General features: G+C 45.5%; 13 protein-coding genes. 7 read left to right on the top strand and 6 right to left on the bottom strand.

Annotated elements, in window-relative coordinates:
• The first annotated feature begins 56 nt into the window (after positions 1-56).
• From MHN00_RS17470 to MHN00_RS17460, 3 genes are all read left to right on the top strand, one after another.
• Positions 57-1,400 (top strand): anti-phage deoxyguanosine triphosphatase, encoded by a 1,344-nt coding sequence (locus MHN00_RS17470; RefSeq protein WP_239301949.1) that lies wholly within the window; start codon positions 57-59, stop codon positions 1,398-1,400.
• Positions 1,401-1,552: 152 nt separating this feature from the next.
• The gene (gene msrP / locus MHN00_RS17465; RefSeq protein ID WP_239301948.1) at positions 1,553-2,560 is read left to right on the top strand and encodes a protein-methionine-sulfoxide reductase catalytic subunit MsrP; all 1,008 of its coding nucleotides are present in this window, start codon (positions 1,553-1,555) and stop codon (positions 2,558-2,560) included.
• 97 nt (positions 2,561-2,657) lie between these two features.
• The gene (locus MHN00_RS17460) at positions 2,658-3,317 is read left to right on the top strand and encodes a protein-methionine-sulfoxide reductase heme-binding subunit MsrQ (protein WP_187446795.1); all 660 of its coding nucleotides are present in this window, start codon (positions 2,658-2,660) and stop codon (positions 3,315-3,317) included.
• 22 nt (positions 3,318-3,339) lie between these two features.
• Here the strand turns inward: MHN00_RS17460 and MHN00_RS17455 are convergent, their stop codons facing one another.
• Entirely contained in the window at positions 3,340-3,738 is a 399-nt protein-coding gene (locus MHN00_RS17455) for a YqaA family protein (protein ID WP_187446810.1), read from the bottom strand.
• Positions 3,739-4,067: 329 nt separating this feature from the next.
• Here MHN00_RS17455 and MHN00_RS17450 point away from each other — a divergent pair, with 329 nt between their 5' ends.
• From MHN00_RS17450 to MHN00_RS17440, 3 genes are all read left to right on the top strand, one after another.
• Entirely contained in the window at positions 4,068-4,478 is a 411-nt protein-coding gene (locus tag MHN00_RS17450) for a hypothetical protein (protein WP_039225472.1), read from the top strand.
• Positions 4,479-4,715: 237 nt separating this feature from the next.
• Positions 4,716-5,345 (top strand): YchJ family metal-binding protein, encoded by a 630-nt coding sequence (locus MHN00_RS17445; protein ID WP_275444374.1) that lies wholly within the window; start codon positions 4,716-4,718, stop codon positions 5,343-5,345.
• A gap of 175 nt (positions 5,346-5,520) precedes the next feature.
• The gene (locus MHN00_RS17440) at positions 5,521-6,936 is read left to right on the top strand and encodes an alpha-amylase family protein (protein WP_080589184.1); all 1,416 of its coding nucleotides are present in this window, start codon (positions 5,521-5,523) and stop codon (positions 6,934-6,936) included.
• 79 nt (positions 6,937-7,015) lie between these two features.
• On the opposite strand, the gene MHN00_RS17435 is transcribed toward MHN00_RS17440, so the two are convergent.
• The 4 genes from MHN00_RS17435 to MHN00_RS17420 all read right to left on the bottom strand — a co-directional run bounded on the left by MHN00_RS17435 (position 7,016) and on the right by MHN00_RS17420 (position 11,106).
• Positions 7,016-7,990, bottom strand: coding sequence for an NADPH:quinone oxidoreductase family protein (locus MHN00_RS17435; RefSeq protein WP_239301946.1), 975 nt, complete (start codon positions 7,988-7,990; stop codon positions 7,016-7,018).
• 74 nt (positions 7,991-8,064) lie between these two features.
• Entirely contained in the window at positions 8,065-9,123 is a 1,059-nt protein-coding gene (locus MHN00_RS17430; RefSeq protein WP_014976757.1) for a phosphotransferase family protein, read from the bottom strand.
• A 49-nt stretch (positions 9,124-9,172) separates the two neighbouring features.
• Positions 9,173-10,408 (bottom strand): acyl-CoA dehydrogenase family protein, encoded by a 1,236-nt coding sequence (locus MHN00_RS17425; protein ID WP_039225466.1) that lies wholly within the window; start codon positions 10,406-10,408, stop codon positions 9,173-9,175.
• Positions 10,409-10,419: 11 nt separating this feature from the next.
• Positions 10,420-11,106 (bottom strand): histidine phosphatase family protein, encoded by a 687-nt coding sequence (locus MHN00_RS17420; RefSeq protein WP_039216471.1) that lies wholly within the window; start codon positions 11,104-11,106, stop codon positions 10,420-10,422.
• Positions 11,107-11,444: 338 nt separating this feature from the next.
• Between MHN00_RS17420 and MHN00_RS17415 the strand changes: the two genes are divergently transcribed.
• Positions 11,445-14,075 (top strand): TonB-dependent receptor, encoded by a 2,631-nt coding sequence (locus tag MHN00_RS17415; RefSeq protein WP_239301945.1) that lies wholly within the window; start codon positions 11,445-11,447, stop codon positions 14,073-14,075.
• Here the strand turns inward: MHN00_RS17415 and MHN00_RS17410 are convergent.
• Positions 14,072-15,064 carry an XdhC/CoxI family protein gene (locus MHN00_RS17410; RefSeq protein WP_239301944.1) on the bottom strand — a complete coding sequence of 331 codons (993 nt, stop codon included), beginning with the start codon at positions 15,062-15,064 and terminating at the stop codon, positions 14,072-14,074. The genes MHN00_RS17415 and MHN00_RS17410 overlap by 4 nt on opposite strands.
• Between the last annotated feature and the right edge of the window lie 3 nt (positions 15,065-15,067).

Genomic DNA, 15,067 nt, shown 5'->3' with positions numbered 1-15,067 from the left:
TAAATCACTATACTGACGAAAAGAAGTAGCATACACAGCAAGGCAGCGAGGTTTTTTTGGCAACAAGCGATTGGGAATTAGCATTACACGAGCGTCGTTTACCCCGTAGCGAAACAAGAGACGGCGATCATCGCAATCCGTATCAACGTGATAAAGCGCGCGTTCTTCACAGCGCTGCCTTTCGTAGATTGCAGGCAAAAACCCAAGTGCTCGGTGTGGGGCTGAGCGACTTCTATCGCACTCGACTAACCCACTCTCTAGAAGCCGCCCAAATTGGCACCGGTATTACTGCCCAACTTTGGGTGAAATTTCCAGATATTGCCGCGACGTTAGCGCTTGATCCTACGTTAATCGAAACCCTCTGCTTGGCTCACGATATTGGTCATCCCCCATTCGGCCATGGTGGTGAAATTGCCCTTAATTACATGATGCACCAACACGGCGGGTTTGAAGGAAACGGACAAACTTTTAGGATCATCACTCAGCTAGAGCCTTATACCGCCGATCACGGCATGAATTTATGTAGAAGAAGCGTGTTAGGCTTGGTTAAATATCCGAATTTTATCGATGCCCTTCATAGTAAAGGACCTACGCCAGAGCGCCCTGCTTCACTTCGTCAGGTTAAAGCCCACGACTGGCATCCGCCAAAAGGTCTGTTTCGCTGCGATGAGCCCCTGTTCGACTGGCTACTTGCGCCATTTAGCAATGAAGATAAAGATGGGTTTATGCAGTTTACTGCAAAACTGAATGCACACAGTAAAACGCAATTTAAATCGTTCGACTGCTCAATTATGGAACTGTCTGACGATATCGCCTATGGCATTCACGACTTAGAAGATGCCATTGTAATGGATATGGTCGACAAGCATCATTTTGTCGAGGATGTAACCACCCCGCTAAAAGCGCTAGATGTACCGTGGCTGTCAGACAATATAGAAGTGCTAACCAATAAGCTATTTAGCGCTGCACATCACGAAAGGAAAAATGCCATAGGCGCGCTGGTAAATAGCTTTATTACAGCTATTGAAATAAAAGGCGTTGAGGGTTTCGCTCACCCGTTAATGGCGTTCAACGCCGTAATGCCTGAACATTTTGCACAAGCCTTGGAGCTTTTCAAACGCTTTGTGTTTAACAAAGTAATACGCCGCCCCGATGTGCAGCTTCTTGAATACAAAGGACAGCTGGTGGTTATGGAGCTTTTTGAAGCCTTTGCATCAGATCCTGACCGCTTACTTCCCGAAAACACCCAAGTTCGCTGGCGTAAGGCCTGTGAGAGCGGCAATGGTATGCGCGTTCTCGCCGACTATATATCGGGTATGACCGATGAATTCGCATCTCGCCTATACAGTAATATCTTTTCACCTAAACAAGGCGGTATTCAAGATAGTCTGCATATGTAGATTGTTTTGTTTTTCCAAATTAATTGAAATGAAAAGACCGTACTCTCGGTCTTTTTTATTATGTTGAACTTACTCGTTACATTAACGTAGCTAAATGTACTGGGCGAAGTGACGACCATTTCTCATAGTCTTATCATAATTTAGGTGACGTAATGCCAAAACCATTTAAACCCTCAGTAAAATTAACTGATAACGACGTAACCAATGAAGGCGTTTATATGAATCGCCGTTCATTGCTCAAATCTATGGGCTTTGTGGGAGCGTCTACGCTGTTGGCGAAGTCGGCAGGCGCTGCCGGTTGGTTTTGGGAAGATGAAGAAGAGAAGGCAGCGTTTAAGGGAAAGGCGCTGGAGTTTAGTCAGCCCCCTAAGTTTCAAATAACGGAAACCCGAACGCCTGAAGATAAAGTGACCAGCTACAACAACTTCTATGAGTTTGGCACATCTAAAGATGCACCAGCCAAAAATGCGACTGAATTTCAAACTAATCCATGGACGTTAAAAGTTGACGGGATGGTTAAAAACCCCATTGAGCTTGATCACGATGCCTTAACAAAGCGTTTTCCCCTTGAAGAACGCATTTACCGCTTGCGCTGTGTGGAAGCATGGTCGATGGTGGTGCCTTGGATTGGGTTTGAGTTGGGGGCGTTGTTAAAACAAGCCGAGCCATTAATGTCAGCCAAATATGTAGCATTTGAAACTTTATATGACCCTGAGCAAATGCCCGGTCAACGAAGCCGCTTTACCGGTGGTGGTATTGATTACCCTTACGTAGAGGGTTTGCGTCTTGACGAAGCCATGCACCCGTTAACGCTCATGTCGGTTGGTCTTTACGGGAAGACCTTGCCACCTCAAAACGGAGCGCCTATCAGGCTTGTTGTACCGTGGAAGTATGGTTTTAAGAGCATTAAGTCTATTGTGAGAATTCGCCTTACCGATAAGAAGCCGCCTACCACATGGAATCGACTGGCCGCCAACGAGTATGGCTTTTACGCCAACGTGAATCCAAACGTGTCGCACCCAAGGTGGAGCCAGGCCAGCGAGCGTAGAATAACCACAGGTGGGCTACTCGCCAGAAATCGCATCGACACCCAAATGTTCAACGGTTACAGCGAAGTCGCGCCGCTATACAAAGATATGAACTTATCCCGTTATTACTAGCTGGTACGTTTTATAGGGCGACGAGCAAATAGCTAGCCCTTCTAACCAATATCTCATAACCGAAGCTATTAAACATTATTATTAAGTTGTTCATTTAATGCCGTTAAGAAAAAAACCATTTCGACTCTCTGTTTGGCAACGCCGCAGCCTAAAAGGTCTTATTCACCTTTTCGCATTGGGCTATATCGCCTGGTTGTTTTTTGCGGGGGTAACCGATCAGCTTGGTCCAGACCCTGTAAACACGCTCATCAATGAGACTGGAACCTGGGCAATTCACTTTCTTTTACTAACGCTTACTCTTAGCCCACTTGCTAAATGGCTACCAAGCCCAGAACCGATGCAATTCAGGCGTATGATTGGCGTATACACCTTTGTGTACGCCTTTGCACACCTGCTCACATACATTGTGTTTGAAATCCAGCTTGATATGGCACTAGTGGCTAGCGAGATAGTAAGCAGGCCATACATCATTGTTGGCATGGCAGCGTTACTTCTTCTTTTTGCTCTCACCGCTACGTCGTTCAAGCGTATCCAGCGCAACATGGGAAAAAAGTGGCAGAAGCTTCACAACAGCATTTACCTGATCCTGCCCCTTGCACTACTTCATTTCAGCTGGTCGCAGAAGACGTTTTGGCAAGAGCCCGTTTGGTATTGGATGATTGGACTGATATTAATGAGCCCAAGAATGAAGCTGTGGTATGTGACGTATCAGAAGAAAAGTCAAAAGAAGTCGAGAGACAAAAACGCAGTGGCGTGAGAAAACTAAAGTCAAAAACCTTTTAAACAAGTACGTAAAGCAGCGCAGCATAACGCGCTGTTTTACTAAGCGTTACCGCGAGAATAAAAAACCAAATCGGGCTTCTAAGTACACCTGCTACTAAAGTAATAGGGTCGCCAATAATAGGTACCCAGCATAAAAACAAGCTCCACTTCCCCCACTTTGTAAAGGTGTAACTTGCACGGTTAAACGCCGCTTCGCTCACTTTTAACTTATCGGTCGCAATTTCTTTTCCGAACTTGAAGCCCAATGCATAATTAACCACCGAGCCGAGTACATTTCCTAACGAAGCAACAACAAGCAACAACAACCAGCTCAACCCACTACTGTATAAAGCACTAAGCACAATTTCAGAACTAAAAGGCAATATAGTGGCAGCCAAAAATGCCGATAAGAACATCCCCAAGTAGCCTAAATGTATTAATGCGCTCAACGCTCCTCCAGCTTTATACAGTAGTTTTCTATGTAAGATTCGCGCGCATCTTACCTTAATCGGAGTATGAATACTTCCTTCAGAATTCGATAGCACAAAAAAAACCATTACCTTTTATGTAGTTACTGAGAAAACACCGATTTGTGTGAAAAAAGTACAACTAAATACTTGCCAAAGCCCTCCTTTGAGAATACTGTATACACATACACACTGTATAAGTAACCAGTGCCAATTGATAACAATATTCCCGAAGTTCAAACTATGAACTTCAGGGCAAATGCATAAAGGGTTTTACTATGAACACATCTTCAGTTTCACGATTTAATGCTTTGCGCGCTTCGGTTTCAAATGTTGTTCAACTACCTTTGCCGATAGAAGGGTTTCCAGGCGAAAAACAAGGTAATGGAAAAGGAAGTAACGACAAAGGTTGGAATTATCTGCTTTCAAATACGGTGTCGTTTTCTAAATCTGTAGATCACGCTATCCGTATTCAAAAACCTGAAAAAGAAAAAATGCCCGAATGGATCAGTAAGCTGATTACAGGTGGCCAGTGTAAAACACTGTATGTGGAAAACATTGATTTAGACCTTCAACCAACCGATAGTGAAATGATCAGAAAGCTGTGTGAGCTTTACTCTGTCAGCCTGGTGAATGTACGTGTTAACAGCATTAATGACGAACAAAACGTAGCATTAGGTCCTTGGTAATACAAAGCCTGTTTATGCTTACATTTTACGTTTGCCTGAGTAGCGCAGCGTAAACAAAACCTAAATATTTATTTTCATACAACTCTTTGGCGTGGAATCTCTGACATGTACCCTTTGGCATGGACCGCCAAGGAATCTTTGAATATCGGCAACATTTACGTTTAAAAAAGTTGGGGCTCACGCAACTTATACTTATACTGTAGCGCTTTGTTTTACTCTTAAACTGCGAGTTGTCTTATGCGCTGTTACTGTTGCTCATCAAAATCCTTCGACGAATGCTGCGAGCCTTTTATTAAGGGTGATAAACACCCTAGTTCTGCAGAGCAACTTATGCGCTCCCGGTTTTCAGCCTACGCCACAGCGCATTATCAATATATTCTTGAAACCTACACCAAAGAAAAGCAGCAGGGTCTCTCTGTAGAGGATTTGGCGCAAAGCGCACAAGGTGCGACATGGTTCGCACTTAAAGTACACCCCACTCTAGCGGCTAGCTCCGTAGATAGCTTGGTAGGTAACTTGGTCAGTAGTACTGAAGATAGTTCGATAGACAGTACTGTACATGCCGACGCTAAAGTCGAAGCAGTAACCAACGCCGAGCCAATCTCTAAGACTAATTTAAAGTCCATCTCCAAACCCATCACCAAACCCAATAATGCCGTTGTTGAATTCACTGCTTACTATTTTGAAAATAAAAGTATGTATCAGCTTCACGAAACGTCGAATTTTAGTGTTGAAGACGGTAAGTGGCGTTATCACGACGGCGTATTACACGACGACTGCGGCAAAATTAAATACGGGAGAAACCTACCTTGTGTTTGCGGTAGCAACAAAAAATTCAAACAGTGCTGCGCAACTAAGAGCCGCTAACCCAATTGCAATAACTAACTGTACTCCCTTCCCTGCGTATCTTGATTGTTCACCTTTGCTTTAATTTAAAATTAAAGGTGAATTGAATACGTATGCATGATGTTTATTATTTGTAAACAAAATGTAAGCATTACTTTCATCTTTTATCTCGCTCCCACATAAAATAGGACACACTATGAAGATGAAGAAACATGCGGCAGGCGTTTTAATAGGCGCAGCACTGAGTACATTAAGTTATCAAAGCTATGCCGACGTTATACTACACGCATTTAACTGGACCTACGACGACGTAGCCGCAAAAGCCCAGGAAATTGCGGATCTTGGTTACACCAAAGTACTTGTTTCACCTGCTTATAAATCGACAGGTGACCAGTGGTGGGCGCGATATCAACCACAGGACTATCGAGTTATTGATAACCCACTTGGTGACACTGCTGACTTTCAAGCGATGGTTAATGCATTAAATGCCAAAGGTGTAGAGACCTATGCGGATATTGTCTTTAATCATATGGCGAACGAAGCATGGAAACGTTCAGACTTAAACTACCCCGGAAGTGAAGTACTACAGCAATACTCATCAAATCAGGGATACTACAATGGCATCACATTATTTGGTGATGTAAGTAGCGGCCTTTTTGGCGGTGGTGACTTCCACGGTACGTATGATCAAGGTGGTCCTAAGTGCATTAGTAACTACAGCGACGTGGGCGATGTTCAGTACAATAGATTATGCGGCGCCGCGCCAGATCCTGGCTTGCCCGACCTAGACCCCAATAATTGGGTAGTAGCCCAGCAAAAAGCGTATCTTCAGGCGTTAAAAGACATGGGTGTAACCGGTTTCCGCGTTGATGCTGCAAAGCACATGACCAACTATCATATCAACGCGGTGTTCGACAGCAATATAAAAAACGGCGTGCATGTTTTCGGAGAAATAATTACCACGGGCGGTGCAGGCTCTAGTGAGTATGATAACTTCCTTGCACCTTATTTATCAGCAACAGGTCACTCGGCCTACGACTTCCCGCTTTTCGCGCAAATACGTAGTGCATTTAGCTTCGGTGGTTCGATGAATGCCTTAGTTGACCCAGGTGCGTACGGTCAGGCTTTATCAGGCGACAAGGCCATCACATTTAGTATTACCCACGACATCCCGCTAAACGACGGCTTCCGCTACCAGTTACTTGACCCTACCGACGAACATTTGGCAAATGCCTATGTACTAGGCCGTGACGGTGGTGTTCCATTACTGTACTCAGATAACAATGAAAGTGGTGATAATCGTTGGGTAGATTTGTACAAGCGTGATGACATCAAGGGTATGGTTAAATTCCATAACGGAGTTCAGGGCAGTGGCATGCAAGTGGTAAGTCATAATGACTGCGTTATTTTCTTCAAGCGTGACCATCAAGGCGTTGTGGGTATTAATAAATGCGCAGACGGCCAAGATATATGGGTAGATACATCTACGGACAATTTGTGGTGGTATAGAAATTACCGCGATACGTTAAGTAATGATGTGCAATATATTACAACTCAGTGGCACAAGTTCTATGTACCAGGAAGAAGCGCCCGAATGTGGCTTATGGAATAACCCACTGTTAACAAGAAAAGCCTGAACATCGATTGTTCAGGCTTTATTGTTAAGTTACCCACGTGTCAGGCTTGTAGGATCAGGGCACAAGCACCATCTTACCTTTCACTTCCCGGTTCATTACCTTGGCCATGGCTTTCGTTGCTTGTTCTAAGGGTAATGCTTCATCTACGACCACCTTCACCTTACCTTGCACATACCAAGTTAAAAGCTCTTGCATATTTTCCGCAAAGCCTTTTGGATCGTGCTGAGTAAACGAGCCCCAAAATACGCCCATAACCGAATAGCCTTTTACCAGCGCTAAATTAACCGGGAATTTCGGGATCTCACCGCCAGCAAAGCCAACCACAAGTAAACGACCTTCCCATGCCATACTGCGGCTGCAAGCGTGGAATGTGTCACCGCCAACGCATTCATAAACTACATCGACACCTTTGCTGCCTGTGACTTCTTTCAGCGTTTCTTTGAGATCTTTTTCTTTGTAGTTAATTAAAACGTCTGCGCCATACTCTTTAGCAAGCGCCAGCTTTTCTTCTGTTGAGCAAACTGCAATAACTTTAGCGCCCATAATCTTGCCTATTTGCACTGCTGCTAAGCCAGTACCACCCGCTGCGCCGGTTACAACCAGTGTTTCGCCTGGCTGCAGTTTTGCGCGCTGCTTTAACGCGTGATGTGCTGTCGCATGCGCAGTTACAAGAGCAGCCCCCTCATTAACATGGATGGGATCAGGTAACGGCATAACATGAGTGGCAGGGATCAGCGCTTTTTCTGCGTAACCACCTAAGTTAGACAACGCAATAACTCGTTGCCCTTCTTTTAAATGGCTTACGCCCTCACCTACTTCAGAAATGGTGCCTGCCACTTCATTGCCAGGAATAAACGGGAAGTCTGGCTGCATTTGATACAGACCTTGCACCAATAGTCCGTCTGGAAAGTTTACCCCTGCGGCTTCAACATTTACGACTACGTGCCCTTTTTTTACTTCTGGGTCTGCAACGTCTTTAAATTGAAGTTCTTCAAGTGGTCCAAAAGATTCGCATACAATTGCTTTCATACTGTCTCCAGTTGCTTTGTTCGACGAGCACGCTATTGATAGCATGACCTGTCATTAAATAGGTTATATGGCGTTTATTCGCTTTGGTGAATGGTTTGGTTCGCAATTTGCGCCAGAGGTCGCACCATTGCGCCTAATTGCATAGCCTTCTCGCTTGACGCATTGCCATCGTGTGCGCGTTTTACCACGCCTTGTAAAATAGCGGCTAAACGGAAAAAACTAAATGCGAGGTAAAACGTCCAATTGCTAATGGCATCAATACCTCTTCGCTCGCAATACGCATTGATATATTCTTGTTCGCTTGGAATGCCTAACTGCTCTCTGTCTAAACCACCTAACCCAGCTGCATGCGCAATGTCAGAGGGAAGGCGCAACTGCATACATTGGTAAGCCAAATCGGCATACGGATGCCCCAACGTTGATAATTCCCAATCAAGTACCGCGACTACTCTTGGGTTTTTAGGGTCAGACATATCAAACATCATGTTGTCTAAACGAAAATCGCCATGGACCAACGAGACTTGACCATCATCTTTTGGCAGGTTGGCCTCAAGATACTGAATAAGACTTTCAATTTCTTCAACATGCTCAAGTTCAGATGCACGATACTGTTTTGTCCACCTGCTTAGCTGACGTTCAAAGTAGCTGCCAGGCCTTCCATAATCGCGTAAGCCTGCGCTTTCGATATCTACACTGTGAAGCGCTGCAAGCACTCGGTTCATTTCATCATACATGGCACCACGAGTAGCAGAAGACGCTATTTCAGGCAGTGCACTATTCCAAAAAATGTCACCTTCAACATAGGCCATAATGTAAAACATGCTACCGATTATGCTGGTATCTTCACATAAATGGTACGCTTTGGGCACAGGCACTTCTGAGCCCTGCAACGCGTTGATAACGCGAAATTCTCGGTCAACTGCATGGGCCGATTTCAGTAATTTGCCCGGAGGTTGACGGCGTAATACATAAACGCCGTTATCCGTAGTAAGTTTAAACGTCGGGTTCGATTGCCCACCCGCAAATTTCTCAGCGCTTTTGACGTGCCCAATACTCGGGCACGCAGAAGATAAATACGAATTCAGCACTGCTAAATCTATGACATGTGGGGCTTTCGCATTGTCTTTAGACACATTCACTCCTTACCCGTAATTTTTTGTATTATTTATTTACAACACTGACTTATTCAGCGACTGCTTTTTCAGCAATAAGATTACGACCTAACTGCATCATGTGAACCTGATCAGGGCCATCTGCCAGCTTGATAGTACGCGCATAAGCGTACATGGCAGACAATACGAAATCTTGGCTTGTACCTGCAGCGCCGTGCATCTGAATGGCTTGGTCGATAACGTTACAGGCCATAGTAGGTGCAACTATCTTGATAGCAGCGATAAGGTCGCGCGATACTTTGTTGCCATAGCGATCCATCTTATCAGCCGCTTTCAACGTAAGCAGACGCGCCTGTTCAATATCACAGTGCATCTGCGCAATGCTTTCTCTAACCGATTGCTGTTTTGACAACGGTTTGCCAAACGCCACTCGGCTTTCAACTCGTTCACAGGCCATATCGAGCGCGCGCTGTGCACAGCCAATAAGGCGCATACAATGGTGAATACGGCCTGGGCCTAAGCGCCCTTGTGCAATTTCAAAACCACGCCCTTCACCAAGCAGTAAGTTTTCTGCCGGTACACGTACATCTTCAAACAAGACTTCAGCATGACCAATAGGCTCGTCGTAATAGCCCATTGCAGCCATTGGGCGAACAATAGTTACACCCTTAGTGTCCATAGGAACTAAGATTTGAGACTGCTGCTGGTGACGAGGCGCATCGAAATCAGTTTTGCCCATTACCACCATAATTTTACAGTTTTCATTCATAGCACCGCTGGTGTACCACTTACGGCCGTTGATAACGTATTCATCGCCATCGCGCTTAATGGAAGTTTCGATGTTTGTCGCGTCACTTGATGCCACTGCAGGCTCTGTCATAGCAAAGGCTGAGCGTATTTCCCCGTTTAAGAGAGGCTCTAACCACTGCTTTTTCTGACTCTCGTTACCGTATTTCGCCAGCACTTCCATATTGCCGGTATCTGGCGCACTACAGTTGAAGATTTCAGAGCTAAACAAAACTCTGCCCATTTCTTCACAAAGTGGTGCATACTCTGCGTTAGTCAAGCCCGCGCCATATGGCTTATATTCTTCAGGTAAAAATAGATTCCAAAGACCCGCTTCTTTTGCACGCTTTTTCAATGTATGCATCATTTCAGGCGTTTTCCAACGACCTTCGCCATTGTTGGCAGAGCCATTTTCTACGGCGTGAATGTATTCCTTTTCAATTGGATACACTTCTTCTTTCATAAACGCTTTTAGTTTTTCTAAAAGTGCTTGGGTCTTTTCATTATATTCAAAGTTCATAACTGCCCCATTTAGCTGTAGGTAATGGCGTGTAACCTGTCAATCACATCCAGGTGAGGTACGCTGTTGAAGTTATTAAGGTGAACGCCTCGCGCATTGGCAAAGCATTGAGAAAAACTGGCATTTCGGATCTGCAAATTCATATTCACAACGGTGGCCGCATCGTAGCCAAGAATGTGTTTGAGCATCATGGCAATTGCACCGCCAGAACTCACAACGAGAACACGCTTCGCATCTATACTTTGAAGGTGCGTGAGCATACTGTGAACTCTGTCTTCGAACTGACCCCATGTTTCATCAAGGAGTTCATGCGCCAATTCGTCTTGCGACCAGGCAAGCATTGCTTTTTTTAGCAATCGGTAATATTCAGAAGGCGAAGCACCTTCAGGTACTTTTGCTTCTGGGTAGCGTGTTAAATAGGCGGTAGCCACTGCCTGAAAATTGAATTCATTCAGTGCGCTATTCACTGTAACTTCAGGTAGCGTATAGTCTTCAGTAGCAATACCCGAGGCAATACCTTCTTTGGTTTCGTGATGCCTAACCATGTCGCCAGAGAAAACTGCATCAAATTCAACATTGCGATGCTTGAAATAGTCACCAAGCCAAATGGCCTGTTGCCCACCCAGTTCACTAAGTTTGTCATAGTTCGCTTTGCCAAAAGACGCTTGACCATGTCGCACTAAATAGATGTCTGTCATACCGCTGCCTGATGTTATTAATATGTTAACTTTCAACCAACATACTAAGGAAAACAGCGATATAAGTTTAATTGATATTTTGAATGAGTATGCATCATGTGAAACTATTCACCGCCAAACATCTGTTCGCTTTTTGCACGTTGCGAACAAAATTTGACATGATAGCTTCAAATGCGTGCAATATATGTTCATTAGATTGTATAGTGAAAAAGCACGACACGACGTCATAGGGAAGTTGGCGTATTTAAGATGTAAAGGACTGTACGCATTTGGACGCGACCTTGTCGTGATTAATTTTGTTTAAAGCCCACCGCTTTTGAAAAATAAAAAGAACCAAAATGAAGTCACTTACACACGCTTTGTCTTGTAATAGCTCAAGCATATCTACCCCCCAAAACGCCATTACGCGTTGCCTATGTAGTTCGCCGTTTATTGCCTCTATTGTCTCGTCGACACTTGCTTTGGCTCCCCACGCTCACGCCGATGAGAATGCGCTATCTACTCCGCATAACAAAAAGGCGCTGGAACACATTGTTGTACAGGCGCAAAAGACCAGTCAAAACTTGCAAGATGTGCCCGTTGCGGTCACTGCGCTTTCAGGTCAAGACCTAGTTGAAACAGTTAGCCGAGATGTGTTTGACCTGCAAAACTACGTACCTGCTTTTGGCGCGTTTCAAAATCAAAGCGTAACAAATTCAGGGTTTTCAATACGCGGCATTGGCACGTCTTCACAAAACTTCGGCTTCGAGTCTTCGGTGGGTTTATACGTAGATGGTGTGTACCGTGCACGACAAAACGCGTTAATAAACGACTTAGTCGATATTGAATCTATTGAAGTGTTGCGTGGGCCACAGGGCACACTATTCGGAAAGAATACCGCCGCTGGCGCAATGACGTTAACGACGGTCGCACCTTCACACGACGAGCGCGACGGCTTTGCCGAAGCCATCATCGGCAATGATAACTTGGTTCGTTTAAGCGCTGGCTCGTCGTTTTCGCTTATCGACGATGTACTCGCCATGCGAGTATCTGGCTTTAGTTCTCACAGTGACGGTTTCATTACCGACGAGCGCAGCGGACAAACCCTAAATAACCGTAACCGTACTGCGATAAAAGCACAGCTGCTTTACACTCCAACAGCTGACATTAGCGTACGGCTTATCGCTGATTACGGCGAGCTAGATGAACGGTGCTGCGGCGCACTAACTTTTCAAAACAATATTCAGGCTAATGACATAGCGGGTAAATTCGGTACTGATGCGCTGCTGCTACAACCGCCGTTTAATGCAACTATTTACGGGCGCGATAACTTTTATGACTATAAAACCTCGCTGTCGCAAACTCCCCTTTCAAAAATGAAAGACAAAGGACTATCAGTTCAAGTAGATGTGGCATTAAACAAAGCATGGGATTTAGTGAGCATAAGCGCGTACCGCGCGTTTGACAGCTTAGATACGGTAGATACCGACTTTTCTGATGCGGACCTTCTTACTGCCACTAACGACGCCAAGCAGCAATCGTTTTCTCAAGAAATTAGATTACATTACACCAGTGAAGATGTGCGCGGTTTAATAGGTGTTTACTATTACAGCCAAAACTTAGATCTAACCTTTGATACTACCACGCAAGATGATTTTAGCGTGTTCTTTAATGCCGCCGCGCCCGATCTGCTGCCTTTGGCTAACGCCATCAACGAGCTATCTGCAGTTACATCAGGCTTTATTGCGCCTGCTGCAGCCCCCGCGCCGTCCGGTACTACTTTCGCGCACAGCGCCAATCAAGAGCAAGACAGTATTGCTTTATTCTCTCAGCTGGATTGGCTGTTAAACAGTGATTTCACCTTAACAACGGGCTTGCGCTATACCCGCGAAGAAAAGTCGATTGTCGGAGCCTACGATGAGCAAGGGCCTGGTATTGACGGACTAACTCAAGACCCAGCGCAATGGCCTAATGTAGGTCGTGCTGTAGTTGGGTTACAAAACATCGCTGCTGCGTTAGCGGCGGGACAAGCTCCTACAGCACAGTCCCTTAACGCTATCGCACCATTTCAACGAGCGGGCTGGGGATATTTTTTCTTGGGATCTGCAGCGGTTATGCCACGCCCTGACTTAAACGAAGAGCTTGATGATTCACAGTTAACCGGCACGGTAAAACTGGCTTATCACCCTAATGACAACACGCTAACCTACGCTAGTTTTGCGACTGGTTACAAAGCTGGCGGTACAAATACCGACAGAATCTTACCTTCGCTTAGCCCGCTTTTTGATGCTGAAAAATCGCGAAGTGCTGAAATAGGTATAAAACACGATTTTGAAGAATATGGCGTGCGCGTAAATGCTGCGGCGCACTATACACAAATTAGCGACTTTCAGGCGACGACCTTTACCGGAACGGGGTTCAACCTGCAAAATGCGGGCGATATCATAGTCAAAGGTGTAGAACTTGAAGCAACTTGGCTAATGACTGAAAATACCGAATTACACGCTGTTGCATCGCGCACATTGGCGAACTTTGATGAGTTTAAACGCGGTACGTGTTGGGTAGCGTACACGTGGCACACGGGCATTGACGACCCGGGCCGTGTGGCGCCTAACGACCCGTTCTGTTCAAGAGACGGTGACCGCGTAGGCTTCGAGCCTCAGAACTCACTGTCTCTTATGCTGAATCACTATTTCGAAGTTGGGAATTATCCTGCCTCCGCCAGTATTGACTACCAATACACGGGCGACGTATTTCTTGATGATGCGAACGATCCGTACAAACACGCTGACGACTTTTCGTTATTTAACGTTCGCGTCAGTTTCACTATCCCACAATGGGATAGCGAAATTATTGCGTGGTCGCGCAACGTTTTCGACGAAGAGTACGTTGCGCGAAGTGGCTTTGATGTACCCGTACAAACCGGAAAGATCATGGCCTACCCAGGCGCGCCTAGAAGCTTTGGCGTTACCTTCAGAAAGTCTTTCTAACGCTTTAAATGCGTAGGTTTGGTATGAAACACCGCATGGCACTGAGCAATAACAGACAGCGCTATATGCTCTGGTAGCTCACCACCAATGTCGAAACCAGCGGGGCTTGCAAAATACTGAGTAAAGTTGGTATCGCCAAGCCCGGCTAAATCCATAATTTCCTGCTTACGGTGCAGTGGCCCGAGCATTGCCGTATAGGTTAACGATTGCTTGCTTAGCACTTGCAGCGCCTTTGCATCAATTTCACGGTGATGGGACATAAGCACTGCTGCTTGAACGTTATGTTCGCCCATGTGAAGACGTAAGCCTTCAGTAGACGGGTCTTCAATCAAGTAATTTACCTCGGGAAAATGTTCAAGTCTTGCTTGTGCAGGCCTTGGATCCCAAAGACTTACTAAATAGCCCTGCAAACTAGCAAGCTTAGTCATAAAGGTAGCGTCGTACCCACCTCCAACAACAAGTAGGTGGATAGGCGGCAGCATCAAAACCGACAACATGCGCTTGCCATCAACGGTGTCTAGCACAGCTTTTCTAGGTTTAGCAGAATGGTATTCCAATTCCGTGCAATCACCTAAAGTACCGTCTACCGCGCAGCGCCACTCACACGCCTTTCCGTTTGATAAGCTTTTGCTAACCACATCCAACGATAAATACTGGTTGCTCTCGTTAACTGGTACGAGTGCTAAGTGCACCACACCGCCGCATCCAACACCAAGTTTAAACGCGATGTCTTCTTCATCTTCATCGTCGTAAACCGCGGTACGACTAACGCCGTCGGTCATTACTCGCTGGGCTTTTTTAACGATGTCACTTTCTAAGCAGCCGCCGCTTAATATACCTAGCTGATGCCCTGCATCACTAAACAACATCATGGCGCCGGCTTTGCGGTAGCATGAGCCTTCGGTTTTAAAAATAAAACCTAACACCCACTTATGCTTGTTTTTAAGTGGAAGCCACTGCGCCAACAAATGGTTAACGTGATTACTCATAAC

The sequence above is a fragment of the Alteromonas sp. Cnat2-8 genome, from assembly GCF_022348355.1.
GTDB classification, from domain to species: Bacteria; Pseudomonadota; Gammaproteobacteria; order Enterobacterales; family Alteromonadaceae; genus Alteromonas; species Alteromonas macleodii.
Note: the sequence above shows the minus strand (reverse complement) of the source record. Positions and strands in the feature narration are given on the sequence as shown.